Genomic DNA, 24584 nt, shown 5'->3' on the forward strand with positions numbered 1-24584 from the left:
GGCATGGATGCCGCGGCCAAGCCCCCAAGGATGGGTTTACGGCGTCCCCCGCGAACCCACCCCGCCCGGCCTAGCGCAATGAACCAGCCGTTCGCGCCAGCCACGAGGGGCTCCGCCGTTGGCCGTATCCCCGCCGGAGGCGCGATAATGACCGGATGGAAACCGTCCGCATCGCCACCCGCAAGAGCCCGCTCGCCCTCTGGCAGAGCGAACACGTCGCCGACCGCCTGCGCCAGGCCCACCCCGGCCTGCATGTGGAACTGGTGCCGATGAGCACCCGCGGCGACGAGGTGCTCGACCGTTCGCTGGCCGCGATTGGTGGCAAGGGCCTGTTCCTGAAGGAACTGGAGCTGGCCATGTTGCGTGGCGAGGCCGACTGCGCCGTGCATTCGCTGAAGGATGTGCCGATGGAACTGGACGCGCCGTTCGCGTTGCCGGCAATGCTGACTCGCCACGATCCCGCCGATGGCTTCGTCTCCAATCTGTACGCCTCGCTGGACGCGCTGCCGATCGGCGCGCGGGTCGGTACCTCGTCGCTGCGTCGTCAGGCCCAGCTGCGCGCGCTGCGCCCGGACCTGGAGCTGCTGGACCTGCGCGGCAACGTCAACACCCGCCTGGCCAAGCTCGACAACGGCGGCTACGACGCCATCGTGCTGGCCGTGGCCGGCCTGGAGCGTCTGGGCCTGGGCGGGCGCATCGTCGCGCGCCTGCAACCGCCGCAGTGGCTGCCGGCCCCGGCGCAGGGCGCGGTGGCAGTGGAGTGCGATGGCGGCAATGCGCGCCTGATGGCGTTGTTCGCCCCGCTTGATGACGCAACCACGCGTGCCTGCGTGGAAGCCGAGCGGGCGATGAACCGTGCGTTGCATGGCAGTTGCCATGTACCGGTTGCGGCCATCGCGCAGTGGCAGGGCGACGACCTGCACCTGCAGGGGCTGGTTGGCAGCGCCAGCGATGGCCGTGCGGTGCGTGCCGAGGCGGTGGGCCCGGCCAATGCCCCGGAAGCGCTGGGCCAGCGCGTGGCGAAGCTGCTGCTGGACGATGGCGCCGGCGAACTGCTGAACGCCTGAGCCCCGATGTCTGTAGAGCCGAGCCATGCTCGGCTGCTCTTCGCCGGGAAAATCCCGGGCTTCGCGCTCAAGTCGAGCATGGCTCAACTCTACAAAAACGAAACGGGCGCCCTCGGCGCCCGTTCTGCTTATTTGAACTTGTAGACCACGTTCATCGTGGTCAGCGTATCGGTCTTGCGCTTGTCCTCGGCCACGTCACTGTTGTAACGCGCCTGCCAGCCGGCCTTCAGCGCCAGATGCTCGTTCATGCTCACCGAAACCCCGAAGTCGTTCTGGCCGAAGGTGTTGTAGGAACCCGATTCGACCAGCAGGGTGTTGACCAGGTCGGTGTTGTCGGTCAGCGAGTACTTCATGTCGAACAGGCCGCGGCCGATCATGCCGGTGCGGGTGCGGTCGTCCTCGGTGCTGTGGGTGCGGCGCACACCGGGGCCGATCTGTGCGTCGAACGAGAAACGCTCGGTGTTCCACAGGCGGGTGCCGTAACCCAGACCGAACGAGCTCTGGCGGTCGTAGGTGGCGAAGTCATCGCGCTCGGTACGCACCGTGGCCGTCAGCTGGCGGTGCTCGCCCAGCTGCAGCGCGCTGCCGGCACTGCCGGTGTAGCGGTTGGCGGTGGTGTTGTTGCGGCGGCTGGTGGAGCCGTCGTCACGGGTCTCGATCACCTTGGAGCTGGAACGCAGGCCGGCCAGGTCCATGCTGTGCACCCAGTCGCCATCGGTGTAGCGCAGGCGCAGGCGGCCGTTGAAGCTCTCGGTGCTGCTGTTGCCGCGTGCCGAAGCGAAGCCGAGCTCGCCGCCACTGCCGCTCCACGGCGAGGACATCGCCGCCAGTTCGGAGGCATCCTGCGCATACGCGAGCGGTGCGCACAGCAGCAGGGGGATCAGCAGGGACACGCGCAGGGACATCGGGGCTTCTCCGAAGCGGTTGACAGCCGGTGATGATACTGGAAGCGTGATGGCGGTCCGAATCGATCCAAACGGTTTCTTCAGCAGACGTTGCCGCGATCGCCTATTCAGGGCAGATCGACGCGCAATGCCGGGTCGTTGAAGCGCGAATAGCGCAGGCGCAGCTGGAAGCTGCGGCCATTGCTGCTGCCGCTGCGGACGATCTGCCGCGGCAGGCCCTGCGCGTCCACCCAGTACTCCAGGCGTTCGCCGGGCTGCGCGCCACGCAGGCGGTAGTGACGCGTCTCGACCCCGTCCAGCGACTGGCTGCCCAGGTCTTCGGCCTGCAGATCGGCAGGCAGGGCATCGGCCGGCAGCGGGTTGCGCCATTGCTCGAGCAGACCCGGTGGGGTCGGCACCTGCCGGATCGCGTCGTCGGCCTGCAGGAACATGGTGTCGCCGATGATCGTCTGCGGACCGGCCGGGGTCTGCACCCGGAAGCGGTCGGGGGCGACGAAGTCCATGGCGCTGCGCACCGGCTGCGGTGCACCCAGCACCTCCAGTTCGGCGTGGAAGCTGCGCAGGGCCGAGAAGCGCTGGCTGGCGCCCAGTACCGCCTGCGCCGGATCCGCCGCAGGCACGGGCGCGTCGGTGCTGGCCGGCGCGGGGGCGCGATCACAGGCGGCCAGCAGCAGGCAGGCCAGCAGGGACAGGGCAGGCAACCGGCGCATCGGGTGTTCCAGAGGGGTGGGGGCGACCACGATAGCCCAAACGTCCCACACAAGACCCGCGACTCGGACATAATCGGGGGTATGGACCGATACGAACGCATCACCGCCCTGCATCGTCTGCTCAAGTCCGCACGCTATCCGGTGACGGTGGCGACCCTGCAGGACAAGCTCGGTTGCTCCCGTGCCACCGTCTACCGCGATCTGGCCTTCCTGCGCGACGCGCTGATGGCACCGATCGAGGGCGACGGCGAGGCCGGCTTCCGTTACCAGGCCGACGAGAGCGACCGCTTCGAGCTGCCCGGCCTGTGGCTGAGCTCGGAGGAACTGCATGCCCTGCTGGCCTCGCAGCACCTGCTGGCGCGGACCGGCGGCGGCGTGCTGTCCTCGGTGCTGGCACCTCTGCAGCAGCGCATCGAGAGCCTGCTGGCAGCCCAGGCTGGTGTTTCCAGCTGGCCGGTGGACCGCGTGCGGGTAATTCCGCACCGTGGCCGCAAGTTCGATGAAGGCAGCTTCCGCAGCGTGGCTTCGGCGGTGCTGGAGCGCCGCCAGCTGGCGTTCGAGTACCGCGCCCGCTCCACCGACGAGCCGACCAAGCGCACCGTTTCGCCGCAGCGCCTGACCCACTACCGCGACAACTGGTACCTGGATGCCTGGGACCATGACCGCGAGGCGCTGCGCAGCTTTGCCGTGGATCGCATCCACAAGGCGCGGGTGATCGACAGCACCGCCCGCGACGTGGCCGACAGCGAACTGGACGAGCAGCTGGGGGCCAGCTACGGCATCTTCTCCGGCGCGCCGAAGGGCTGGGCGACCATCCTGTTCAGCGCCAAGGCCGCGCGCTGGGTGGCCGACGAGCACTGGCATTCCAAGCAGCAGGGCCGCTTCCTGGCCGACGGCCGCTATGAACTGAAGGTGCCGTACAGTGTCTCGCGCGAGCTGCTGATGGACGTGCTGCACTACGGCTCGGATGCCGAGATCGTCGAACCGGTGATGCTGCGCGAGCAGGCCAAGGCGCTGCTTGAGCTCGCCCTGAGCAACTACGACAACTCCTGACACTCCCCCCGAGAACCCTCCCGCCCATGAAGAAGACCCTGTTGCTGCCCCTGCTCGCCGCTGCGCTGGCCCTGACCGCCTGCGGCACGTCCGGCGAGCCCTCGCAGAAGCTGGTGGTGGCCGCCACGGCCGTGCCGCATGCCGAGATCCTTGAAGTGGTCAAGCCGATCCTCAAGCAGGAAGGCGTGGATCTGGACGTGCGCGTATTCAACGACTACGTGCAGCCCAACGACCAGCTGGTGCAGAAGCAGGTGGACGCCAACTACTTCCAGACCGAGCCTTACCTGGACGCCTACAACCGCGACCGCAAGACCGATCTGGTGAAGGTGATCGGCGTGCACATCGAGCCGTTCGGTGCGTACTCGCGCAAGATCAAGTCGCTGGCCGAGCTGCGCGAAGGCGCCGACGTGGTGATCCCGAACGACCCGAGCAACAACAGCCGTGCGCTGATCCTGCTGCACAAGGCCGGCGTGATCGAGCTGAAGGATCCGACCAACGCGCTGTCGACCCTGCGCGACATCACCGCCAATCCGAAGAACCTGAAGTTCCGCGAGCTGGACTCGGCGATGCTGCCGCGCGTGCTGGACCAGGTTGACCTGGCCCTGATCAACACCAACTACGCGCTGGACGCCGGCCTCAACCCGACCAAGGATGCACTGGCGATCGAGAGCAAGGACTCGCCGTACGTGAACTTCCTGGTCGCGCGCCCGGACAACAAGGACGACGCCCGCGTGCAGAAGCTGGCCAAGGCCCTGACCAGCCCGCAGGTGAAGGCCTTCATCGAGACGAAGTACAAGGGCGCGGTGCTGCCGGCGTTCTGATTGCCGGCGCCAATGTCCCTGTAGAGCCGAGCCCATGCTCGGCTCTGCTTTTTTGTGGCGCCCCACCAACGGCAGCCGAGCATGGCTCGGCTCTACAAAGTCAGTCGACGTGGAAGGCGAGGGTGGCGGCAACGGCCTGCTGCCATCCTGCATACAGTTTTTCACGCCGGACCTCGTCCATCTGTGGCTCGAAGCGCCGGTCCAGGCCCCACTGCGCGGCGATCTGCTCGCGGCTGGACCAGAACCCCACCGCCAGCCCGGCCAGGTAGGCCGCGCCCAGTGCGGTGGTCTCGGTCAGCCGCGGCCGCAGCAGTGGCACCCCAAGGATGTCGGCCTGGAAGCCGGCCAGGAAGTCGTTGCCGATCGCGCCGCCATCGGCGCGCAGTTCGGTCAGCGCGATACCGGCATCGGACTGCATCGCATCGAGCACGTCGCGGGTCTGGTAGGCCATCGCTTCCAGCGCCGCGCGCACGAAGTGTGCCTTGCGGGTGCCGCGGGTCAGGCCGAACATCGCGCCGCGCACATCGCTGCGCCAGTACGGCGCCCCCAGGCCGACGAAGGCGGGAACCAGATAGACGCCGCCGCTGTCGGGCACCTGCGCCGCCAGCGCCTGGCTGTCACTGGCGCGCTCGATCATCCGCAGGCCGTCGCGCAGCCACTGCACCACCGAGCCGGCGATGAAGATCGAACCCTCGAGTGCATATTCCACGCGCCCGTCCAGGCCCCAGGCGATGGTGGTCAGCAGGCCGTTGCGCGAACGCACCGCCTGCGTGCCGGTGTGCATCAGCATGAAGCAGCCGGTGCCATAGGTGTTCTTGACCATGCCTGGCTGGAAGCAGGCCTGGCCGAACAGTGCCGCCTGTTGGTCACCGGCGATGCCGGCAATCGGGATCGGGTGGTCGAAGAAGAACTGCGGCCGGGTGTGCGCATACACCGAACTGGAATCGCGCACCTGCGGCAGCATCGCGCGCGGGATGTCCAGCAGCGCCAGCAGGTCGTCATCCCAGTCCAGCGTGTGGATGTTGAATAGCAGCGTGCGCGCGGCATTGCTGTAATCGGTCACGTGCGCCTGGCCACCACTGAGGTTCCACACCAGCCAGCTGTCGATGGTGCCGAACAGCAGTTCGCCGCGCTCGGCGCGCTGCTGCGCGCCCTCCACGTGATCAAGAATCCAACGCACCTTGGTGGCGGAGAAATAGGCGTCGATCAGTAGACCGGTACGCTCGCGGATCAGCGCTTCATGCCCGTCGGACTTCAGCCGCTCGCAGATGGCGTGGCTCTGCCGCGATTGCCAGACGATGGCATTGTGGATCGGCTGGCCGGTGGCACGGTCCCAGACCACGGTGGTTTCGCGCTGGTTGGTGATGCCCAGTGCGGCGATATGGCGCGGGTCGATCTGCCCGCGGCTGAGCAGTTCGGTCAGCGTGGCATAGACGCTGGTAAGGATCTCGCGCGGGTCATGCTCGACCCAGCCGGGCTGGGGGAAGATCTGTGCGAATTCGCGCTGTGCACTGCCGACGATGTCGCCGGCACGGTCGAACAGGATCGCGCGCGAACTGGTGGTGCCCTGGTCGATGGCCAGCACGTAGCGGGGCGTCATGCAGCGTCTCCGGTAGCGATGGGGAGATCCTAATGCATCGATCGCGTCGCGCGCGGCCGCCCTGGTAGCTGCCAACCCTGGTTGGCACACGTGGCAACACGGGGGGTCAGAGCCCGTTCCGTGAGAAAGGGATCCGCCCCCCCATCCACGCCTGCAGCCGCGCCACCTGCGCCGCATCCAGCCGCAACCCCAGCTTGCTCCGCCGCCACAGCACGTCCTCGGCATCCAGGGCCCATTCGTGCTCACGCAGGAAGGCGACTTCCCGCGCATGCAGGCCGCCGCCAAAGTCCTCGCCAAGATCGTTCACACCCTGCAGGCCATGCAGCAGCTCCGCGCTGCGGCTGCCGTAGGCGCCGGCCCAGCGGCGTGCGATTTCCTCGGGCAACCACGGTGCCAGCGCCCGCAGGCGGGAGCGCGCCTGTGCGGCGTCACCCCAGTCGCTGCCCGGCAGCGGGTCTCCATCTGCCGTCCAGGCCGGTCCCATCTGTGGCAGAGCTGGCCGCAGCAGGTTCAGCGCTTCTTCGGCCAGCACCCGGTAGGTGGTCAGCTTGCCGCCCAGCACATGCAGCGCCGGCGCCGGGTCGGACTGCAGCTGAAGGCGGTAGTCTCGGCTCAGCTTTGCCGCACGCGGGTCCGGGTCGGCCAGTAGTGGGCGCACACCGGCGAACTGCCAGACCACGTCTTGCGCAGTGATCGGCTCGCGCAGATAACGGTTGGCGGCCGCGCACAGGTAGCTCACCTCGGAGGGCAGTACGCCGCAGCGCGCCGGGTCACCGCGGTAGTCGGTGTCGGTGGTGCCGACCAGCAGATGATCGTGGGCGAACGGCAGCAGGAACACCACGCGGCCATCGGGCTGCTGCAGCAGGCAGGCACTGTCATCGGGCCAGGGACAGCGCAGCACGATGTGGCTGCCTTGTACCAGCCGCAGTGACGGGCCGCCGCTGCGTGCCTCCATCTGCTCCAGCAGGCCGCCGGCCCATGGGCCGGCCGCATTGGCGACGGCGCGCGCGGTCACATGCTGCTGTCCGTCGGCAGATTCCAGCAGGGCCTGCCAACGGCCCTGTACAGGGCGCAGCTCGATGCAGCGGCTGCGCACATGTACCTGCGCGCCACGTTGGGCAGCGTCCAGGGCGTTGAGCAGCACCAGGCGCGCGTCATCGACCTGCGCGTCGGCGTAGCTGAAGGCCTGCCGCAGGTCCGGAGAGAGCCAAGGGCCGAGCGGATCACGCTGAAGGTCCAGGGCGTGCGAGGCGGGAAATGCCGGGCTGCGCCGGCCCAGGTGGTCGTACAGCCACAGTCCCATGCGCAGCATCCAGCGCGGGCGCAGGTGGGGCTCCCACGGCAGTACGAAGCGCAATGGATGGACCAGATGGGGCGCCTGCCGGCGTACCACCTCGCGTTCGCCCAGCGCCTTGCGCACCAGGCCCAGCTCGCCCTGTTCCAGGTAACGCAGGCCGCCGTGGACCAGTTTGCTGCTGGCACTGGAGGTATGCGCGGCCAGGTCGTGCTGTTCGCACAGCAGCACGCGCAGGCCGCGGCCGCTGGCATCACGGGCGATGCCGGCGCCGTTGATGCCGCCACCGATCACCAGCAGGTCGACGTCGTGCATCGTGCCTCCGCATCCTGTTTATGTAGAGCCGAGCCGCGCCACCATTGACCGTGGGCGCCATTGAACGTAACGCATCGCAATGCGCGCGGAGCCCGCCGGTCGACTCGGGATAGGGGCTTGGCTCGACTCTACATAAAAGCAGCCGAGCATGGGCTCGGCTCTACAGGTGGAACGCGGGTGACGGAAACGACGACGGGCCCCGAAGGGCCCGTCGCGTTACATCAGTGAAGCAGGTGCAGCCTGGATCAGAAGCGGGCGCCGATGCCGAAGCCGACGGTCCACGGATCCATCTTGGCTTCGCCGATCTTTTCGCCGCCAACCTTCACGTCCGGGCGGGCGCGCATGTAGCGGGCGTCGGCACGGGCGAACCAGGTGGAGTTGATGTTCATGTCCACGCCGACGGTACCGATCACGCCCTTGGCATCCTTGAAGCGGATGTCGGTGTCAGCGCCGTTGCCCAGCTTCTCGTTGCTGAAGCTCGACTGGTAGTAGCCCACGCCCACGAACGGGCGGAACACGTTGTCAGCCTGGCCGAAGTGGTACTGGCCGCTCAGCGCGATCGGCTGCTGCTCGACCGAGCCCAGGCGGGCGTTGCCCGGGCCCTTGAACTTGTTGTCGAACTTGTCGGCAGCGCCCCAAAGCTCAACGGCCCAGTTGTCGTTGATGTAGTAGCTGAAGCTGACGGTCGGCGCCGGGCCACCATCGGTCTTCTTCACGCCGGTGATCGGGTCGTTCTTCGGTTCCAGCAGCGAGATGCCGCCAACAACGGCAAAATGCTTGCCCGAAGCGGTGTCGGTGCTGCTGCTGTCCTGGGCGAAAGCGGCCGGCGCGAAGGCGGCGGAGGTCAGCAGGGCGAGACTCAGGATACGGATGGAGCGCATGGGGGTATCTCCTAATGTTTCTTGTTTTGGGCCCCCGGTTGCGGGGCGAGCACACCGTAGTCGCCCCAACATGAATCAAATCCGACGCACGTTAAAAAATAGTTTTCCTTGTTCAGCGACCGGAGCGAAAAGCCTGTTTTCATGGGCTTTTCGGCCTTCGGCGACATTCATGCAGTTGGAGAAGATGTGAGCGAAGCAACGGTGTGCATCGGCCTGCAAGCGCAGGTGAACATGAAGTGCCGGGTGCTGCTGCTGGGTTCGATGCCCGGCGTTGCGTCATTGCAGGAGCAGCGCTACTACGCGCATCCGCGCAATCGCTTCTGGCCTGTGCTGGCCGATATCTGTGGCTTCGACGCGGGTCTGCCCTATGCGCAGCGACTGCAGGCACTACAGGCGGCAGGTATCGGCCTGTGGGATGTGATCGGCCAGTGCGAGCGGCGTGGCAGCCTGGATGCCGACATCGTGCGTGGCACGGAAGTGCCCAATGCGCTGCCGGCATTGATCGCTTCGCTTCCTGAGCTGGAGCTGATCGGCTGCAACGGTGCCGCTTCGCTGAAGGCATTCCAGCGTTGGGTGCTGCCCTGCCTGGAGACTCCGCCAAGGCTGCTGGCACTGCCGTCCACCAGCCCGGCCAACGCGGCCTGGTCGCTGCCGCGGCTGCGCCAGGCCTGGCAGCCGGTAGCCGACGCACTGGCGACATGAAGCGGACATCGTCCGGACAATACGCTACCGACTGGTCGCGGCCGCAACCCATGAGCAACAGCGTGTCCCGGCTGCGTGAGTACTGAAAACACCTGTAACGGTTGGCGCTGGCCCCCGCTGGCCGCACAATAGACGTTTCCCTACACCAGATTGCCGGAGTTATCCCCATGGCCGAAATCAAGGAAGCACTTGTCCCCGATATCGGTGACTACAGCGATATCCCGGTAATCGAGGTGCTTGTCGCCGTCGGCGACACGGTCAAGAAGGACCAGGGCCTGGTGACGCTGGAAAGTGACAAGGCGACCATGGAAGTGCCGTCGTCGGTGGCTGGCGTGGTCAAGGAACTGAAGGTCAAGGTCGGCGACAGCCTGTCCGAAGGCAAGGTCGTGGCGCTGATCGAAGTGGCCGAAGGCGAAGCCGCCAAGCCGGCCGCTGCTGCTCCGGCACCGGCCAAGGCCGCTGCCCCGGCTGCCGCTACCCAGAGCGCGCCGGCTCCGGCCGCTGCTGCCCCGGCCGCCAGCGGTGGCGCGGTGGAGGCGCTGGTGCCGGACATCGGCGATTACTCCGGTATCCCGGTCATCGAAGTGCTGGTCGCCGTCGGCGACACGGTCAAGAAGGACCAGGGCCTGGTCACGCTGGAAAGCGACAAGGCCACCATGGAAGTGCCGTCGTCGGTGGCCGGTGTGGTCAAGGAGATCAAGGTCAAGGTTGGCGACAATCTGTCGCAGGGCAATGTGGTCGCCATCATCGAAGCCGAGGGCGCTGGCGCACCGGCGCCGACCAAGGCTACCGCAGCCGCCGCTCCGGCTACCGCCGAGACCGCCACCAAGGTCGAGCCGGTCGCTGTGCCGGCGCAGCCGGACAAGCTGGCGGCCCGCGAGATCGCCTCGGCCGGTACCCCGTCCAGCCCGCCGGTGCAGTTCAACGCCGATGGCGTGCTGCCGGCCAAGGTGCCGTATGCCACCCCGGCGGTGCGTGTGTTCGCCCGCGAACTGGGCGTGGACCTGCTGCAGATCAACGGCACCGAGAAGGGTGGCCGCATCACCAAGGGTGACGTGCAGAAGTTCGTCAAGGCCGCACTCAGCGGTGGCGTGCCGGCTGCCGGCGGTGCTGCCGTCGCTGCCGGTGGTGGCCTGAACCTGCTGCCGTGGCCGAAGGTCGACTTCAGCAAGTTCGGCGAGACCGAAGTCCAGCCGCTGTCGCGCATCAAGAAGATCTCGGGTGCGAACCTGGCCCGCAACTGGGCCATGATCCCGCACGTCACCCAGTTCGAGCAGGCTGACATCACCGATCTGGAAGGCCTGCGCGTGGCGCTGAACAAGGAAAACGAGAAGGCCGGCATCAAGCTGACCATGCTCGCCTTCCTGATCAAGGCCAGCGCCGCGGCGCTGAAGAAGTTCCCGGAGTTCAACGCCTCGCTCGATGCCAGCGGTGAAAACCTGACCCTGAAGAAGTACTTCCACATCGGCTTTGCCGCCGATACGCCGAACGGCCTGGTCGTGCCGGTGATCCGCGACGTGGACAAGAAGGGTGTGGTGCAGATCGCGCAGGAAACCGGCGAACTGGCCAAGAAGGCGCGCGACGGCAAGCTGGGCCCGGCCGACATGAGCGGCGGCTGCTTCTCGATCAGCTCGCTGGGTGGCATCGGTGGCACTGCGTTCACCCCGATCGTCAATGCACCGGAAGTGGCCATCCTGGGCGTGTCCAAGTCCTCCATCCAGCCGGTCTGGAACGGCAAGGAATTCGCGCCGAAGCTGATGCTGCCGCTGTCGCTGAGCTACGACCACCGCGTCATCGACGGCGCCCTGGCCGCACGCTTCACCACGTACCTGTCGCAGGTACTGGCCGACATGCGCCGCGTGCTGCTGTAAGGCACCGCTTCGCCCCCACCGTGCGGCCGCAGCCCCTGGCGCGGCCGCGTGAACAGATGCAGTGACAGTCCGCCGGCCATGCCGGGCGGGCACGAGGAAAACCACCATGGCCACGATTGAAGTCAAGGTTCCCGACATCGGCGATTACAGCGATGTGCCGGTGATCGAAGTATTGGTCGCCGTTGGCGACACGGTGAAGAAGGATCAGGGTCTGGTGACCCTGGAATCGGACAAGGCCACTCTGGAAGTGCCGTCCTCGGCTGCTGGCGTGGTCAAGGAAATCAAGGTCAAGCTGGGCGACACCCTGTCCGAGGGTGCCGTGGTCGTGGTGCTGGACGCTGAAGGCGTCGCCGAAGCCCCAGCCAAGGCCGCTGCGCCGGCTCCGGCAGCAGCTGCTCCGGCCAGCAAGCCGCCGGTGACCCCGTCGCACCGCGCCCCGGCCGAACCGGCCGCACCGAAGCCGGCGTTGTCCAGTGGCAAGCCGGCCGACATCGAATGCGAGATGGTTGTGCTGGGCTCCGGTCCGGGCGGCTACACGGCGGCGTTCCGCGCCGCAGACGTCGGCCTGGATACGGTGCTGGTCGAGCGCTACGCCAGCCTCGGCGGCGTCTGCCTCAATGTTGGCTGCATTCCGTCCAAGGCACTGCTGCATGCTGCTGCGGTGATCGACGAGGTCGCCCACGCCGGTGATTTCGGCGTCGAGTTCGGCAAGCCGACCATCACCCTGGACAAGCTGCGCCAGTACAAGGAAAAGGTCGTCAACCAGCTGACCAAGGGCCTGGCCGGCATGGCCAAGCAGCGCAAGGTCCGCAACGTGCAGGGCGTCGGCAAGTTCGTTTCCGCCAACGAACTGGAAATCACCGCAGCTGACGGCAGCACCCAGCTGCTGCGCTTCCAGAAGTGCATCATCGCCGCCGGTTCGCAGGCGGTGAAGCTGCCGAACTTCCCGTGGGACGACAAGCGCGTGATGGATTCCACCGACGCGCTGGAGCTGGCTGAAGTGCCGGCTTCGCTGCTGGTCGTCGGCGGCGGCATCATCGGCCTGGAAATGGCCACCGTGTACGGTGCGCTGGGCAGCAAGGTCACCGTGGTCGAGTTCATGGACCAGCTGATGCCGGGCGCCGACAAGGACCTGGTCAAGCCGCTGGCTGACCGCCTGAAGAAGCAGGGCATCGAAGTGCACCTGAAGACCAAGGCCTCGGGCGTCACCGCCGATGCCAAGGGCATCACCGTGACCTTCGAAGCTGCCGAGGAAGGCCAGGCGCCTGCGCTGGCGCAGGGCACCTTCGACCGCGTGCTGGTGGCCGTGGGCCGCTCGCCGAACGGCAGGAAGATCGATGCGGAAAAGGCCGGCGTGCAGGTCACCGACCGCGGCTTCATTCCGGTCGACCGCCAGATGCGCACCAACGTGCCGCACATCTTTGCCATCGGCGACATCGTCGGCAACCCGATGCTGGCCCACAAGGCCACGCACGAAGGCAAGCTGGCCGCCGAAGTGGCTGCCGGCCACAAGAAGGAGTGGGTGGCCCGTGTGATTCCGTCGGTGGCCTACACCAACCCGGAAATCGCCTGGGTCGGCGTGACCGAGACCGAAGCCAAGGCCAAGGGCCTGAAGGTCGGCGTGGCCAAGTTCCCGTGGGCCGCCAGCGGCCGCGCGATCGGCATCGGTCGCACCGAGGGCTTCACCAAGCTGATCTTCGACGAGGAGACCCACCGCATCATCGGCGGCGCGATCGTCGGCGTGCATGCCGGTGACCTGCTGGCCGAGATCGGCCTGGCGATCGAGATGGGTGCCGAAGCCGAAGACATCGGCCACACCATCCATGCGCACCCGACACTGAGCGAATCGGTGGCAATGGCCTCGGAAATCTACGACGGCACGATCACCGATCTGTACATGCCGAAGAAGAAGTAAGGCGTCAGCGCCGTTCCAAATGAAAAGCCCCGGCATTTGCCGGGGTTTTTTTGTTGAGCCTCGATCACTCTCATTGCGAGCGTTCGGGCCGCAGCGCGGGTGGCAGGCATTTGGACAAATGTCCCCCGTCGCCCGCCTGTGGCGGTCGCCTCCTCCTTTACTTTGTCCAAACGCCTGCCACCCACGCAGCGGCTCGGCTTGCGGATAGTAAGAGCCAGTGCCAAAGCCGCCCGGATGCCTGACACGCGGGGGGAGAGGGGCTTGCGTGCGAAGTAAAGGAGGAGGTGACGGCCGCAGGCCGGCGCCGGGGGACATTCGCTCGCAAGCCCCTCTCCCCCCGCGCTCGACCAACCCGCTTCTGCTTGACCGTGCAAACAAAAAAGCGCGGCCCCGATGTTCCGGAGGCCGCGCCAGGAGAGAGAATGCCGTGGAAGGGGCGGGTGTCAGAACACGAAGCTGACGCCGGCCACCGGGCCCTTGAATTCCTGCTTCAGGCCGATGGTGCCGTCGCTGCCCTTCTTGTCCGCGTCCAGCTTGAACCAGTCATAGCCGGCGAACACGCCGAAGTTCTTCGTGAAGCGGTAATCGACGATGGCGTTGGCGCGGCTCAGGTCGCCCTTGTAGTCATCAAAGCTGCCCCAGCGCGTGTTGAGGTACTGGCCCTGCAGCGTGATCATCCACTTCTCGGACGGGGTGAAACTCAGTCGCGCACCGACCACCGGTGCCACGCCGTCGGTCTTCTCGTTGAGGAACTGGCCTTCGTAGACGGTGCCCAGATCGGCGTAGGCCTTGGTGCTCACCTTGGCGTACTCGGCACCCAGCTGCAGGCCGAGGTCGAAGGTGTCGGTGTCCACCACCGAGTAGTCATAGACCAGGCTGGCGACCTGGTACTTCAGCTCGCCCTTGACGAAACTGCCCGACGGCACGTTGACGTCACCGAAGGAAATGTCCTGGCCGAGAGTCTCGCGGCGGTCCTTGTCGTACTTGAAGTAGTTGAACAGCAGGCGCTGGCGGTTGCTGATGCGGAACATGCCGTCGATGCGTGGTTCCCACTCCTTGCCACCCAGCTTGAAGTCCTCGGAGAAACCGATGTCCTGGCCGGCCACGTTGGTCTTGCCGCGGAGGGTATTGTCCGAGTCGATGTTCATCGCACCCAGGCGCAGGGCGAAGCGGTCGTCGCCTTCAGCGGCGTGGGCGGCAGTGGCGAACGAGGCGCCGGCGGCGAGCAGGGAGAGGGCGAGCAGGGTGGGTACAGGGCGCATCGAAGAGTCCTTGCAGTGGTTCATCAGAATGAAGACCACTGTGCCGGACAGGCCCGTCCACCATCCGTGAACGTATGGTCCACGGCGTGTGCACGGTTCAGCGCTGTCGCGACGATGCAAAAAGATGGCCCCGGAGACGGGCTTCGGGGCCATCGTGGGACCTGCGGGGCGGAGCGTCGACGAGGTTGCTGCAGGCAGGTCGAAAGATCGGACCGGCGCATTCGGCGAAAGTTCCGCCGGATGCGACCAAAGTTCAATATTGCGCCGCAGCATCATACGGACGTCATTGTCCCCCGGGTGGCACGCAAAAATGTAACCGTTACCGCAACTTGCGGCTTCCCGGGATGAACAGGCAGCGGTTGTCTCGCAAATTGTCCCATTGCTATAATTTGGCGGCTCGATGAGGCCCCCCTGCTGTAGCCGCCTCAGCCCTCCACTTGCAACCACGCGGGACGTCCTGTGCTGAACTCCGTTGATGCGGGTCGGCGACTGATGCTGCGCGCCGCGGTCTACCCGCTGGCCGCAGTGGCTGTCCTGGCCCTGGCCTTCCTGCTGGTAGGTCCGAAATATGCCCTCGGCGCGCTGGCGTCCGGTGTGGCCATTTCGGCCGGTGGCTGGGTGGCGGCACGGATGGCACTGGGTGGTGGGGCACTGGCCGCAGGATCGGCGATGGCTCGCCTGATCATTGCGATCGTGGCCAAGTGGGTGGTGGTTTTCGGCGTCCTGCTGGTGGGGTTCCTGGTCTTCAAGCTGCCTGCATTGGCGCTGTTGGCCGGTATCGCCGTCGGCTTGATGTTCCAGGTCCTGGCCATGGCCAGGCGTTGACAGAATTCAATTAACTGAAGGTTCCGGACACATGGCGGGCGAGGCTCTAACCCCTACCAGCTACATCCAGCATCACCTGCACAACCTGACCGCACCGGTCGGCAAGGGTGAGGGTATGTTCTGGCATATCCACGTCGATACCTTCCTCACTGCGGTCCTGATGGGCCTGGTGATCGTTGTCGCGTTCTGGCTGGGGACCCGCAAGGCCACCGCCGGCGTGCCGGGCAAGTGGCAGGCCTTCGTCGAGATCTGCCTGGAGTTCGTCGACCGCCAGGCCAAGGACACCTACCACGGCAAGAGCAAGCTGGTCACGCCGATCGCCATCACCATCTTCTTCTGGATTCTGCTGATGAATCTGCTGAAGATGATCCCGGCCGATTTCATCGCCAAGCCGCTGGAATGGGTGGGCGTGCACTACTGGAAGCCGGTCCCGACCGCTGACGTCAATGCCACCCTGGGCATGGCCATCAGCGTGTTCTTCCTGATGCTGTTCTTCGCACTGAAGTCGAAGGGCCTGGGTGGCTTCATCAAGGAATTCCTGACGGCGCCGTTCGGCAAGTGGATGATGCCGTTCAACCTGATCCTCAACATCGTCGAGTGGCTGAGCAAGCCGATCTCGCTGGCGATGCGACTGTTCGGCAACATGTTCGGCGGCGAAATCGTGTTCCTGCTGATCTGGGTGCTGGGTGGTGCCGGTTTCTTCGGTGCCATTGCCGGTGGTGTGTTCGGCCTCGGCTGGATGCTGTTCCACCTGCTGGTGATCCCGCTGCAGGCCTTCATCTTCATGATGCTGTCGATCGTGTACCTGAGCCTGTCGGAAGACGCTCACTGAGTTTCAAGCTTCAACGCGTTTCAACCTTCATCCGTTTCATCACCCTTAGCAACTTAAGTTCCTGGAGATAACCATGTACTTCGCCGTCCTGACCAACTTCGCGCAGATTCAGAGCTCCACCGCCCTTGCCGTCGGCATCATGATCGGCCTGGCCGCGCTGGGCGCCGGTCTGGGTCTGGCCATCATGGCTGGTAAGTTCCTGGAGTCGGCCGCCCGCCAGCCGGAACTGATCCCGGTCCTGCAGGTCCGTATGTTCATCACCGCCGGCCTGATCGACGCCGCGTTCATCATCTCGGTCGCCGTCGGCCTGCTGCTGGCCTTCGCCAACCCGCTGTCGGCTGCCTTCGCTGGCGCCGTCACCAAGGCTCTGGCCGGCTGATACAGCGGTTTGAGACGACCGGGTGCTGATGCACCCGGTTTCGGATGAAGGCCGGATGCGCCGCTACGGCGGCGCGTCCACCCCGAAACCAGCGATCGAGCTAACCATGAATATCAATTTCACCCTTCTTGCGCAGGCGCTGGCCTTCGCTGGTCTGATCTGGATCATCGCGACCAAGATCTGGCCGCCGCTGATGAACGCGATCGAAGAGCGCCAGCAGAAGATTGCTGAAGGCCTCGCTGCTGCCGACCGCAGCCAGAAAGATCTGGCCCAGGCGCAGGAGAAGGTCAACGAAGCGCTGAAGGAAGCACGCACCAAGGCCAACGAGATCATCGATCAGGCCCACGCACGTGCCAACCAGATCGTTGATGCTGCCCGTAACGAAGCGATCACCGAAGCCACCCGTCAGAAGGAACTGGCCCAGGCTGAAATCGACGCCGCCGCCAACCGTGCCCGTGAAGATCTGCGCAAGCAGGTGTCCGCGCTGGCCGTGACCGGTGCCGAAAAGCTGCTCAAGCGCGAAATCGACGCCAACGCCCACAAGGCGCTGCTCGACGAGCTGGCCTCGGAGATCTAAGGATGAGCCAGGCCCTCACGCTTGCCCGCCCGTACGCCCGCGCCGCGTTCGCGACCGCGCGCGACGAAGGCGCGTTCGCGCCGTGGTCGGACGCCCTGGCGTTCTCCGCCCACGTCGCCGCCGACCCGCGCGTGGCGGCCCTGCTCGCCAACCCGGAGCTGGGTCGTGACGACGCCGTCGCCCTGCTGGCGCCGGTGTCGCACGGCGAGACCTACTCGCGCTTCCTGGCCATCTTGGCCGAATCGCATCGTCTGCCGCTGCTGCCGGAAATCTCCGGCATGTTCGACGCCCTGCGCGCCGAAGCCGAGCACGTGGTCAAGGCCACCGTCACCTCGGCCGCCGAACTGTCGGCCAGTGAGCTGGACGCGATCAAGGTCGCGCTGCGCAAGCGCTTCAACCGCGAGGTCGATGTGACCACTGCGGTCGATGCCTCGCTGATCGGCGGCGCCGTGATCGACGCCGGCGACGTGGTCATCGATGGTTCGCTGAAGGGCAAGCTGGCCCGTCTGCAGACCGCGCTCGCTAACTGAATTCATTTAACGTCCGGCCCCGCTGCCGGCACTAGGACTTGACGATGGCAACCACGCTCAACCCCTCCGAAATCAGCGAACTGATCAAGAACCGCATCGAGAAGGTCAAGCTGGCCGCGGAATCGCGCAACGAAGGCACCGTGACCAGCGTGTCCGACGGCATCGTGCGCATCTTCGGTCTGGCCGACGTGATGCAGGGCGAAATGATCGAACTGCCGAACAACACCTTCGCCCTGGCCCTGAACCTGGAGCGCGACTCGGTCGGCGCCGTGGTGCTGGGTGACTACGAGCACCTGCGCGAAGGCGACGTCGCCAAGACCACCGGCCGCATCCTGGAAGTGCCGGTTGGTCCGGAGCTGCTGGGCCGCGTCGTGAACGCGCTGGGCGAACCGATCGACGGCAAGGGCCCGCTGGGCACCGACCTGACCGCTCCGGTGGAGCGTGTTGCTCCGGGCGTGATCTGGCGCAAGTCGGTCGACCAGCCGGTGCAGACCGGTTACAAGTCGGTCGACTCGATGATCCCGATCGGCCGTGGCCAGCGCGAGCTGATCATCGGTGACCGCCAGACCGGCAAGACCGCGATGGCGATCGATGCGGTGATCAACCAGAAGGGCACCGGCATCAAGTGCGTGTACGTTGCGATCGGCCAGAAGGCTTCGACCATCGCCAACATCGTGCGCAAGCTGGAAGAGAACGGCGCGCTGGCCCACACCATCGTGGTGGCCGCGACCGCTTCCGAATCGGCTGCCATGCAGTACATCAGCGCCTACTCGGGCTGCACCATGGGTGAGTACTTCATGGACCGCGGCGAAGATGCGCTGATCGTGTACGACGATCTGTCCAAGCAGGCCGTTGCCTACCGCCAGATCTCGCTGCTGCTGAAGCGCCCGCCGGGCCGTGAAGCCTACCCGGGTGACGTGTTCTACCTGCACTCCCGCCTGCTCGAGCGCGCTGCCCGCGTGTCCGAGGAATACGTCGAGAAGTTCACCGAAGGCAAGGTCACCGGCAAGACCGGTTCGCTGACCGCGCTGCCGATCATCGAAACCCAGGCCGGCGACGTGTCCGCCTTCGTTCCGACCAACGTGATCTCGATCACCGACGGCCAGATCTTCCTGGAAACCGACCTGTTCAACGCCGGTATCCGCCCGGCCGTGAACGCCGGTATCTCGGTGTCGCGCGTCGGTGGCTCGGCCCAGACCAAGATCATCAAGAAGCTGTCGGGCGGCATCCGTATCTCGCTGGCCCAGTACCGCGAGCTGGCTGCGTTCGCGCAGTTCGCCTCGGATCTGGACGAGGCGACCCGCAAGCAGCTGGAGCGTGGCCAGCGCGTCACCGAGCTGATGAAGCAGAAGCAGTACGCGCCGATGTCGATCGCCAACCAGGCGCTGTCGATCTACGCCGTCAACGAGGGTTACCTCGACGACGTGCCGGTCAACAAGCTGCTGGCGTTCGAAGAAGGCCTGCACGCCCACTTCGCCAACACCCAGGGCGAACTGGTCAGCAAGGTCAACGCCACCGGCGGTTGGGACAACGACATCGAAGGTGCCTTCAAGAAGGGCATCGCCGAGTTCAAGACCACCGGCAGCTGGTAATCCAGCGCTCGTAGAGCGGGGCTCGCCCCGCTCAAACGGTTGAACAACGCGGGGCATCAGCCCCGCGCCACGGGAAACAAGAGATGGCAAGCGGACGCGAAATCAAAACCAAGATCAAGAGCGTGCAGAACACTCGCAAGGTGACGCGCGCCCTGGAAATGGTCTCGGCCTCCAAGATCCGCAAGGCGCAGGATCGGATGAAGACCTCGCGTCCGTACGCGCAGGCGATGAAGCAGGTGATCGGCCACCTGGCCCAGGCCAGCACCGACTACCAGCATCCGTTCCTGGTCGAGCGCGAGCAGGTCAAGCGGGTCGGGTTCATCGTGATCTCCTCCGATCGCGGCCTGGCCGGCGGCCTGAACAACAACCTGTTCCGCAAGATGCTGGGCGAAGCCAAGGCATGGCAGGACAAGGGTGCGGAAGTGGACCTGGTGACCATCGGCCAGAAGGCATCGACCTTCTTCCGCCGCGTGAAGGTCAACATGGTCGGCAGCGTGACCCACATCGGCGATGTGCCGAAGCTGGAATCGCTGATCGGTGTGATCAAGGTCATGCTCGACGCCTTCACCGAAGGCAAGGTCGACCGCGTGTACCTGGTCTACAACCGCTTCGTGAATACCATGGTGCAGAAGGCCAGCTTCGATCAGCTGCTGCCGCTGCCGCCGGCTGAGAAGCAGGTCGCTCACCACGACTGGGATTACCTGTACGAACCCGATGCCGCGACCGTGCTGGAGCACGTGATGACGCGTTACATCGAGTCGCTGGTGTACCAGGCACTGCTGGAAAACGTCGCCTCCGAGCATGCCGCACGCATGGTTGCGATGAAGGCGGCGAGCGACAACGCCAACAAGCTGATCGGCACCCTCCAGCTCGTCTACAACAAGGCGCGCCAGGCAGCGATCACCCAGGAAATCTCCGAAATCGTCGGCGGCGCGGCAGCAGTCTGACCGCGTTCGTTCAAAGCACACATTTAGAGGATGCAGCAATGAGTCAGGGCAAGATCGTTCAGATCATCGGCGCGGTCGTCGACGTCGAATTCCCGCGTGAGTCGGTGCCGAAGGTGTACGACGCACTGAAGGTCGACAACACCGAAATCACCCTCGAAGTCCAGCAGCAGCTGGGTGACGGCGTGGTGCGTACCATCGCCCTCGGTTCCACCGACGGCCTGAAGCGCAACCTGGTTGCCACCAACACCAACCGCGGCATCTCCGTGCCGGTCGGCGCTGGCACCCTGGGCCGCATCATGGACGTGCTCGGCCGTCCGATTGACGAAGCCGGCCCGGTGGCCGCCAGCGACAGCTGGGAAATCCACCGTGCGGCCCCGTCGTACGAAGACCAGTCCCCGGCCACCGAACTGCTGGAAACCGGCATCAAGGTCATCGACCTGATGTGCCCGTTCGCCAAGGGCGGCAAGGTCGGCCTGTTCGGCGGCGCCGGCGTCGGCAAGACCGTCAACATGATGGAACTGATCAACAACATCGCCAAGGCGCACAGCGGTCTGTCCGTGTTCGCCGGCGTGGGTGAGCGTACCCGTGAGGGCAACGACTTCTACCACGAAATGAAGGACTCCAACGTCCTCGACAAGGTGGCGATGGTGTACGGCCAGATGAACGAGCCGCCGGGCAACCGTCTGCGCGTCGCCCTGACCGGCCTGACCATGGCCGAGTACTTCCGCGACGAGAAGGACGAAAACGGCAAGGGTAAGGACGTCCTGCTGTTCGTCGACAACATCTACCGCTACACCCTGGCTGGTACCGAAGTGTCGGCACTGCTGGGCCGTATGCCGTCGGCCGTGGGTTACCAGCCGACCCTGGCCGAGGAAATGGGCGTCCTGCAGGAGCGCATCACCTCGACCAAGAACGGTTCGATCACTTCGATCCAGGCCGTCTACGTTCCCGCGGACGACCTGACCGACCCGTCGCCGGCGACCACCTTCGCCCACCTGGACTCGACTGTCACCCTGTCGCGTTCGATCGCCTCGCTGGGTATCTACCCGGCCGTCGATCCGCTGGACTCCACCAGCCGCCAGATGGACCCGCTGGTCATCGGCCACGAGCATTACGACACCGCCCAGCGCGTCCAGCAGACCCTGCAGAAGTACAAGGAACTGAAGGACATCATCGCGATCCTGGGCATGGACGAGCTGTCCGAAGAGGACAAGCAGGCCGTGTCGCGCGCCCGTAAGATCGAGCGCTTCTTCAGCCAGCCGTTCCACGTGGCCGAAGTGTTCACCGGTTCGCCGGGCAAGTACGTGCCGCTGAAGGACACCATCCGTGGCTTCAAGGCCATCGTTGATGGCGAGTACGACCACCTGCCGGAGCAGGCGTTCTACATGGTCGGCGGCATCGAAGAAGCGGTCGAGAAGGCCAAGAAGATGGCCGAGAAGGCCTGATCCGGGACGGGCGGGAGCGATCCTGCCCGACCTGACGCCGGCGCCGGGCAACCGCCCGCGCCGGTGGACCCCCACGGTGGCATTGCGCCGCCGCGAACAGCGAAGAGATTTGCATGAGCACGATCCGTTGCGACATCGTCAGCGCCGAGCAGGAAATCTTCCGTGGCGAAGCGACCCTGGTCGTGGCCACCGGTGAGCTGGGCGAACTGGGCATCGCGCCCAAGCACGCGCCGCTGATCACCCGCCTGAAGCCGGGCAAGGTGGTGGTGACCACGCCGAACGGCGAGCAGCTGGATTTCGCCATTTCCGGCGGCATCCTGGAAGTGCAGCCGCAGGTGGTGACCGTGCTGGCCGACACCGCGATCCGCGCGCAGGACATCGACGAAGCCTCGGTCCGCAAGGCCAAGGAAGAAGCCGAGCGCATCCTGGCCAACCGCGGCGAGGCGATGGAAGTGGCTGAGGCCCAGCAGAAGCTGGCTGAAGCCGTTGTCCAGCTGCAGGCGCTGGAGCGCCTGCGCAAGAACCTCAAGCACTGAGGTTCGCGCTGCACCCACGAGAACGCCGGCCCTGTGCCGGCGTTTTTGTTTGGGCGGCGGGTCGAGTCGACTGTCGCGCGCAGCGTGGGATTTCCGCGGTCTGATGGAAGGGCAGTCGATTGACCGTCGACGCTACCGATCCCGATCCCGATCCTGACGTCGTATCAGCGGTACACCACGTGCCGCAGCAGCAGGAAGGAGATCACGGCCAGGCCGCCCTCCACCAGTGGCTTGGCCAACCAGGCGTACTGCAGGCCCAATGCATGGTCGGCGCTCGAGACCAGCAGCGTGCTGGCGGTGGTGAGCAGCAACCACAGCGGCAGGAAGCGTGCGAAGCGTCGCCAGCCCAGCCGTTGCTCGCCGTCGGCAGTGGCGAAGGTGATTCGCCCGTTCAACCAGAACCCCAGCAGCATGCCGGCCACGCGCCCGGCCAGGTTGCCCTGCACCACGGGCAGGCCGGCGGCCGTGACCAGCACGAACACCGCCCAGTCGAGCAGCAGTTGCAGCACGCCGATGATGAGGTAGGCGCTTCCCTGGCGGAGCAGGCTCATGGCCGGAGTGTGGGCGGGCAGATCCCCATGTTAACGGCCCACGCTCTAGAATCACCGGCAACGAACTACGGACTGCTGCTCCCATGACCCAAGCCCTGCACGTCATCATCCTCGCCGCCGGCGCGGGCAAGCGCATGAAGTCGGTGCTGCCGAAGGTGCTGCAGCCGATCGCTGGGCAGCCGATGCTGGCGCATGTGATCGATGCCGCCCGCGAGCTGCAGCCGGCCGCGATCCACGTGGTCTACGGCCATGGTGGTGAAGCGGTGCGCCAGCACTTTGCCGACCAGCCCGATCTACAATGGGCCGAGCAGGCACAGCAACTCGGTACCGGGCACGCCGTCGCGCAGGCGATGCCGCAGGTGCCCGACGCCGCGCAGGTGCTGGTGCTGTACGGCGACGTGCCGCTGATCCGCGCGCAGACCCTGCGCGACCTGCTGGCACAGCCGGGTCGACTGGCGGTGCTGGTCGCCGATGTCGATGACCCGACCGGTTACGGCCGCGTGCTGCGCGATGCCGAAGGCAAGGTCGGCTCGATTGTCGAACAGAAGGACGCCACCGACGACCAACTGCGTGTGCGCACGATCAACACCGGCATCATTGCCGCCGAGTCGACCGCGCTGCGGCGCTGGCTGTCGCAGCTGTCCAACAGCAACGCGCAGGGCGAGTACTACCTGACCGACGTGTTCGCCTTTGCAGCGCACGAGTACACCCCGGCCGAGATGGCGCTGGTGGCCGACGCGCAGGAAGCCGAAGGGGCAAATGATCCCTGGCAGCTTTCGCAGCTGGAGCGTGCCTGGCAGCGCCGTGCGGTTCGGGCCCTGTGCGCGCAGGGCGCGCGCGTGCGTGACCCGGCACGCCTGGATATCCGTGGCACCGTCACCGTGGGCAGCGACGTGCTGATCGATGTCGACGTCGTTCTGGAAGGCAATATCGTGCTCGGCGACGGCGTCACCGTGGGCCCGTTCAACCGGCTGAAGGACGTCAATCTTGGCCCGGGCACCGAAGTGCGCGCGCATTGTGACCTGGAAGGCGTGGTCACCGAAGGTGCTGCATTGGTGGGGCCGTTCGCACGGCTGCGCCCGGGTACAGTGCTCGCCGATGGCGTGCATGTCGGCAACTTCGTCGAGACCAAGAAGGTCACCCTCGGTGTTGGCAGCAAGGCCAATCACCTGACCTACCTGGGCGACGCGGTGATCGGCAGCAAGGTGAACATCGGTGCCGGCACCATCACCTGCAACTACGACGGCGTGAACAAGTCGACCACCACCATCGGCGACAACGCCTTCATCGGTTCCAACAGCGCATTGGTGGCACCGGTGCTGATCGGTGAGGGCGCCACCATCGCTGCCGGTTCGGTCATCACCCGCAACGCCCCGGATGGCAAGCTGACGCTGGCACGTGCACGACAGGAAACCATCGATGGCTGGAAGCGCCCGCTCAAGAAGTCCTGAGCCACGCATTCCGCACGCCGACGAACTCGGCATGCTGCCGGCAATTGAGCAACGTGCCGGTGAACTGCTGAAGGGGCACCAGGCCTACCCGGTATTTGCCGGGCATGGCCTGGACCTGCCGACGCTGCAGGATGGCCTTCAACGTGGCCAGTTGTGGGTGGTGGATGCGGCTGACGGTGGCATCGCGGGCTACCTGCTGGCCGGTGAGCTGTGCGGTGACTTCCATGTGCTGCAGATGGACGTGGATCCCGCGCACGCGCGCCGCGGTCATGGTCGCGTGTTGTTGCGCCATGCGTTGGCACAGGCCAGGGCTGGCGGCTACGGAGCAGCGGTGCTGACCACGTTGTCCGACGTGCCGTGGAATGCGGCCTTCTATGCCAGTGAAGGGTTCGAGGTAGTGCCCGAGGCGCAGTGGAACGATGGCCTGCGTGCGGTGATGGCCGAAGAAGCCGCGCTTGGGTTCCCGATGCACCTGCGGGTGGCGATGCGGCAGGTCTGGTAGGTGCCGACCTTGGTCGGCACG

At 65.8% G+C, this 24584-nt stretch carries 24 protein-coding genes; 17 read left to right on the top strand and 7 right to left on the bottom strand.

Going from position 1 to position 24584, the window contains the following annotated elements; genetic code table 11:
* Nucleotides 1-155: 155 nt before the first annotated feature.
* On the top strand, nucleotides 156-1067 hold the full coding sequence (gene hemC / locus ACTJJM_RS14650) for a hydroxymethylbilane synthase (RefSeq protein ID WP_019338866.1): 912 nt from the start codon (nucleotides 156-158) through the stop codon (nucleotides 1065-1067).
* Between the two features lie 128 nt (nucleotides 1068-1195).
* Here hemC and ACTJJM_RS14655 read toward each other — a convergent pair whose 3' ends face one another.
* Nucleotides 1196-1972, bottom strand: a complete 777-nt coding sequence (locus ACTJJM_RS14655) for a DUF481 domain-containing protein (protein WP_010481298.1) — start codon at nucleotides 1970-1972, stop codon at nucleotides 1196-1198.
* A 107-nt stretch (nucleotides 1973-2079) separates the two neighbouring features.
* Nucleotides 2080-2682: a LolA family protein gene (locus tag ACTJJM_RS14660; protein ID WP_010481299.1), complete on the bottom strand. Its 603-nt coding sequence runs from the start codon at nucleotides 2680-2682 to the stop codon at nucleotides 2080-2082.
* Nucleotides 2683-2763: 81 nt separating this feature from the next.
* Between ACTJJM_RS14660 and ACTJJM_RS14665 the strand changes: the two genes are divergently transcribed.
* Both ACTJJM_RS14665 and ACTJJM_RS14670 read left to right on the top strand, forming a co-directional pair.
* The gene (locus tag ACTJJM_RS14665) at nucleotides 2764-3735 is read left to right on the top strand and encodes a helix-turn-helix transcriptional regulator (RefSeq protein WP_010481302.1); all 972 of its coding nucleotides are present in this window, start codon (nucleotides 2764-2766) and stop codon (nucleotides 3733-3735) included.
* 26 nt (nucleotides 3736-3761) lie between these two features.
* Nucleotides 3762-4556, top strand: coding sequence for a MetQ/NlpA family ABC transporter substrate-binding protein (locus ACTJJM_RS14670; protein WP_010481303.1), 795 nt, complete (start codon nucleotides 3762-3764; stop codon nucleotides 4554-4556).
* Nucleotides 4557-4656: 100 nt separating this feature from the next.
* Here ACTJJM_RS14670 and glpK read toward each other — a convergent pair whose 3' ends face one another.
* The 3 genes from glpK to ACTJJM_RS14685 all read right to left on the bottom strand — a co-directional run bounded on the left by glpK (nucleotide 4657) and on the right by ACTJJM_RS14685 (nucleotide 8646).
* Nucleotides 4657-6156, bottom strand: coding sequence for a glycerol kinase GlpK (glpK, locus tag ACTJJM_RS14675; RefSeq protein ID WP_197597962.1), 1500 nt, complete (start codon nucleotides 6154-6156; stop codon nucleotides 4657-4659).
* A 106-nt stretch (nucleotides 6157-6262) separates the two neighbouring features.
* A complete protein-coding gene (gene glpD / locus ACTJJM_RS14680) occupies nucleotides 6263-7765 on the bottom strand; it encodes a glycerol-3-phosphate dehydrogenase (RefSeq protein ID WP_440865785.1) in 1503 nt (500 codons plus the stop codon).
* 245 nt (nucleotides 7766-8010) lie between these two features.
* A complete protein-coding gene (locus tag ACTJJM_RS14685) occupies nucleotides 8011-8646 on the bottom strand; it encodes an OmpW/AlkL family protein (RefSeq protein WP_053443555.1) in 636 nt (211 codons plus the stop codon).
* 186 nt (nucleotides 8647-8832) lie between these two features.
* Between ACTJJM_RS14685 and ACTJJM_RS14690 the strand changes: the two genes are divergently transcribed.
* The 3 genes from ACTJJM_RS14690 to lpdA all read left to right on the top strand — a co-directional run bounded on the left by ACTJJM_RS14690 (nucleotide 8833) and on the right by lpdA (nucleotide 13134).
* The gene (locus ACTJJM_RS14690) at nucleotides 8833-9348 is read left to right on the top strand and encodes a DNA-deoxyinosine glycosylase (RefSeq protein WP_029379745.1); all 516 of its coding nucleotides are present in this window, start codon (nucleotides 8833-8835) and stop codon (nucleotides 9346-9348) included.
* A 167-nt stretch (nucleotides 9349-9515) separates the two neighbouring features.
* Complete coding sequence (gene aceF / locus ACTJJM_RS14695; RefSeq protein ID WP_338712950.1) at nucleotides 9516-11219, top strand: dihydrolipoyllysine-residue acetyltransferase; 1704 nt, start codon at nucleotides 9516-9518, stop codon at nucleotides 11217-11219.
* Between the two features lie 106 nt (nucleotides 11220-11325).
* Nucleotides 11326-13134, top strand: coding sequence for a dihydrolipoyl dehydrogenase (gene lpdA, locus ACTJJM_RS14700; RefSeq protein WP_043401095.1), 1809 nt, complete (start codon nucleotides 11326-11328; stop codon nucleotides 13132-13134).
* 443 nt (nucleotides 13135-13577) lie between these two features.
* Here lpdA and ACTJJM_RS14705 read toward each other — a convergent pair whose 3' ends face one another.
* On the bottom strand, nucleotides 13578-14396 hold the full coding sequence (locus ACTJJM_RS14705) for a hypothetical protein (RefSeq protein ID WP_010481314.1): 819 nt from the start codon (nucleotides 14394-14396) through the stop codon (nucleotides 13578-13580).
* 459 nt (nucleotides 14397-14855) lie between these two features.
* On the opposite strand from ACTJJM_RS14705, the gene ACTJJM_RS14710 reads away from it, so the two are divergent.
* The 9 genes from ACTJJM_RS14710 (at nucleotide 14856) to ACTJJM_RS14750 (ending at nucleotide 22059) form a co-directional block, all read left to right on the top strand.
* Nucleotides 14856-15221 carry a hypothetical protein gene (locus ACTJJM_RS14710; protein ID WP_006394654.1) on the top strand — a complete coding sequence of 122 codons (366 nt, stop codon included), beginning with the start codon at nucleotides 14856-14858 and terminating at the stop codon, nucleotides 15219-15221.
* A gap of 31 nt (nucleotides 15222-15252) precedes the next feature.
* Complete coding sequence (atpB, locus tag ACTJJM_RS14715; protein WP_010481316.1) at nucleotides 15253-16053, top strand: F0F1 ATP synthase subunit A; 801 nt, start codon at nucleotides 15253-15255, stop codon at nucleotides 16051-16053.
* 73 nt (nucleotides 16054-16126) lie between these two features.
* Nucleotides 16127-16432 (top strand): F0F1 ATP synthase subunit C, encoded by a 306-nt coding sequence (atpE, locus tag ACTJJM_RS14720; RefSeq protein WP_005411133.1) that lies wholly within the window; start codon nucleotides 16127-16129, stop codon nucleotides 16430-16432.
* Between the two features lie 106 nt (nucleotides 16433-16538).
* Entirely contained in the window at nucleotides 16539-17009 is a 471-nt protein-coding gene (locus tag ACTJJM_RS14725; RefSeq protein WP_005419512.1) for a F0F1 ATP synthase subunit B, read from the top strand.
* Between the two features lie 2 nt (nucleotides 17010-17011).
* Nucleotides 17012-17539 carry a F0F1 ATP synthase subunit delta gene (locus ACTJJM_RS14730; protein ID WP_010481321.1) on the top strand — a complete coding sequence of 176 codons (528 nt, stop codon included), beginning with the start codon at nucleotides 17012-17014 and terminating at the stop codon, nucleotides 17537-17539.
* 44 nt (nucleotides 17540-17583) lie between these two features.
* Nucleotides 17584-19131 carry a F0F1 ATP synthase subunit alpha gene (atpA, locus tag ACTJJM_RS14735; RefSeq protein ID WP_005411130.1) on the top strand — a complete coding sequence of 516 codons (1548 nt, stop codon included), beginning with the start codon at nucleotides 17584-17586 and terminating at the stop codon, nucleotides 19129-19131.
* 83 nt (nucleotides 19132-19214) lie between these two features.
* Nucleotides 19215-20078, top strand: coding sequence for a F0F1 ATP synthase subunit gamma (gene atpG / locus ACTJJM_RS14740; protein WP_010481324.1), 864 nt, complete (start codon nucleotides 19215-19217; stop codon nucleotides 20076-20078).
* Between the two features lie 38 nt (nucleotides 20079-20116).
* Nucleotides 20117-21523, top strand: a complete 1407-nt coding sequence (gene atpD / locus ACTJJM_RS14745) for a F0F1 ATP synthase subunit beta (RefSeq protein ID WP_010481327.1) — start codon at nucleotides 20117-20119, stop codon at nucleotides 21521-21523.
* Between the two features lie 113 nt (nucleotides 21524-21636).
* Complete coding sequence (locus ACTJJM_RS14750; RefSeq protein ID WP_005419509.1) at nucleotides 21637-22059, top strand: F0F1 ATP synthase subunit epsilon; 423 nt, start codon at nucleotides 21637-21639, stop codon at nucleotides 22057-22059.
* Nucleotides 22060-22223: 164 nt separating this feature from the next.
* Here ACTJJM_RS14750 and ACTJJM_RS14755 read toward each other — a convergent pair whose 3' ends face one another.
* A complete protein-coding gene (locus ACTJJM_RS14755; protein WP_010481329.1) occupies nucleotides 22224-22610 on the bottom strand; it encodes a GtrA family protein in 387 nt (128 codons plus the stop codon).
* An 83-nt stretch (nucleotides 22611-22693) separates the two neighbouring features.
* Between ACTJJM_RS14755 and glmU the strand changes: the two genes are divergently transcribed.
* Nucleotides 22694-24061, top strand: a complete 1368-nt coding sequence (glmU, locus tag ACTJJM_RS14760; RefSeq protein WP_010481330.1) for a bifunctional UDP-N-acetylglucosamine diphosphorylase/glucosamine-1-phosphate N-acetyltransferase GlmU — start codon at nucleotides 22694-22696, stop codon at nucleotides 24059-24061.
* Nucleotides 24030-24563, top strand: coding sequence for a GNAT family N-acetyltransferase (locus ACTJJM_RS14765; protein ID WP_029379747.1), 534 nt, complete (start codon nucleotides 24030-24032; stop codon nucleotides 24561-24563). The genes glmU and ACTJJM_RS14765 overlap by 32 nt, the downstream gene beginning before the upstream one ends.
* Nucleotides 24564-24584 lie beyond the last annotated feature (21 nt).

The sequence above is a fragment of the Stenotrophomonas sp. 22692 genome, from assembly GCF_052045015.1.
Lineage (GTDB): Bacteria > Pseudomonadota > Gammaproteobacteria > Xanthomonadales > Xanthomonadaceae > Stenotrophomonas > Stenotrophomonas geniculata.

Bases quoted from the DNA above. Each gene is read 5' to 3' on its own strand.
- hemC (WP_019338866.1), top strand. From the start codon at position 156: ATGGAAACCGTCCGCATCGCCACCCGCAAGAGCCCGCTCGCCCTCTGG.
- ACTJJM_RS14655 (WP_010481298.1), bottom strand. From the start codon at position 1,972: ATGTCCCTGCGCGTGTCCCTGCTGATCCCCCTGCTGCTGTGCGCACCG.
- ACTJJM_RS14660 (WP_010481299.1), bottom strand. From the start codon at position 2,682: ATGCGCCGGTTGCCTGCCCTGTCCCTGCTGGCCTGCCTGCTGCTGGCC.
- ACTJJM_RS14665 (WP_010481302.1), top strand. From the start codon at position 2,764: ATGGACCGATACGAACGCATCACCGCCCTGCATCGTCTGCTCAAGTCC.
- ACTJJM_RS14670 (WP_010481303.1), top strand. From the start codon at position 3,762: ATGAAGAAGACCCTGTTGCTGCCCCTGCTCGCCGCTGCGCTGGCCCTG.
- glpK (WP_197597962.1), bottom strand. From the start codon at position 6,156: ATGACGCCCCGCTACGTGCTGGCCATCGACCAGGGCACCACCAGTTCG.
- glpD (WP_440865785.1), bottom strand. From the start codon at position 7,765: ATGCACGACGTCGACCTGCTGGTGATCGGTGGCGGCATCAACGGCGCC.
- ACTJJM_RS14685 (WP_053443555.1), bottom strand. From the start codon at position 8,646: ATGCGCTCCATCCGTATCCTGAGTCTCGCCCTGCTGACCTCCGCCGCC.
- aceF (WP_338712950.1), top strand. From the start codon at position 9,516: ATGGCCGAAATCAAGGAAGCACTTGTCCCCGATATCGGTGACTACAGC.
- lpdA (WP_043401095.1), top strand. From the start codon at position 11,326: ATGGCCACGATTGAAGTCAAGGTTCCCGACATCGGCGATTACAGCGAT.
- ACTJJM_RS14705 (WP_010481314.1), bottom strand. From the start codon at position 14,396: ATGCGCCCTGTACCCACCCTGCTCGCCCTCTCCCTGCTCGCCGCCGGC.
- atpB (WP_010481316.1), top strand. From the start codon at position 15,253: ATGGCGGGCGAGGCTCTAACCCCTACCAGCTACATCCAGCATCACCTG.
- atpE (WP_005411133.1), top strand. From the start codon at position 16,127: ATGTACTTCGCCGTCCTGACCAACTTCGCGCAGATTCAGAGCTCCACC.
- ACTJJM_RS14725 (WP_005419512.1), top strand. From the start codon at position 16,539: ATGAATATCAATTTCACCCTTCTTGCGCAGGCGCTGGCCTTCGCTGGT.
- ACTJJM_RS14730 (WP_010481321.1), top strand. From the start codon at position 17,012: ATGAGCCAGGCCCTCACGCTTGCCCGCCCGTACGCCCGCGCCGCGTTC.
- atpA (WP_005411130.1), top strand. From the start codon at position 17,584: ATGGCAACCACGCTCAACCCCTCCGAAATCAGCGAACTGATCAAGAAC.
- atpG (WP_010481324.1), top strand. From the start codon at position 19,215: ATGGCAAGCGGACGCGAAATCAAAACCAAGATCAAGAGCGTGCAGAAC.
- atpD (WP_010481327.1), top strand. From the start codon at position 20,117: ATGAGTCAGGGCAAGATCGTTCAGATCATCGGCGCGGTCGTCGACGTC.
- ACTJJM_RS14750 (WP_005419509.1), top strand. From the start codon at position 21,637: ATGAGCACGATCCGTTGCGACATCGTCAGCGCCGAGCAGGAAATCTTC.
- ACTJJM_RS14755 (WP_010481329.1), bottom strand. From the start codon at position 22,610: ATGAGCCTGCTCCGCCAGGGAAGCGCCTACCTCATCATCGGCGTGCTG.
- glmU (WP_010481330.1), top strand. From the start codon at position 22,694: ATGACCCAAGCCCTGCACGTCATCATCCTCGCCGCCGGCGCGGGCAAG.
- ACTJJM_RS14765 (WP_029379747.1), top strand. From the start codon at position 24,030: ATGGCTGGAAGCGCCCGCTCAAGAAGTCCTGAGCCACGCATTCCGCAC.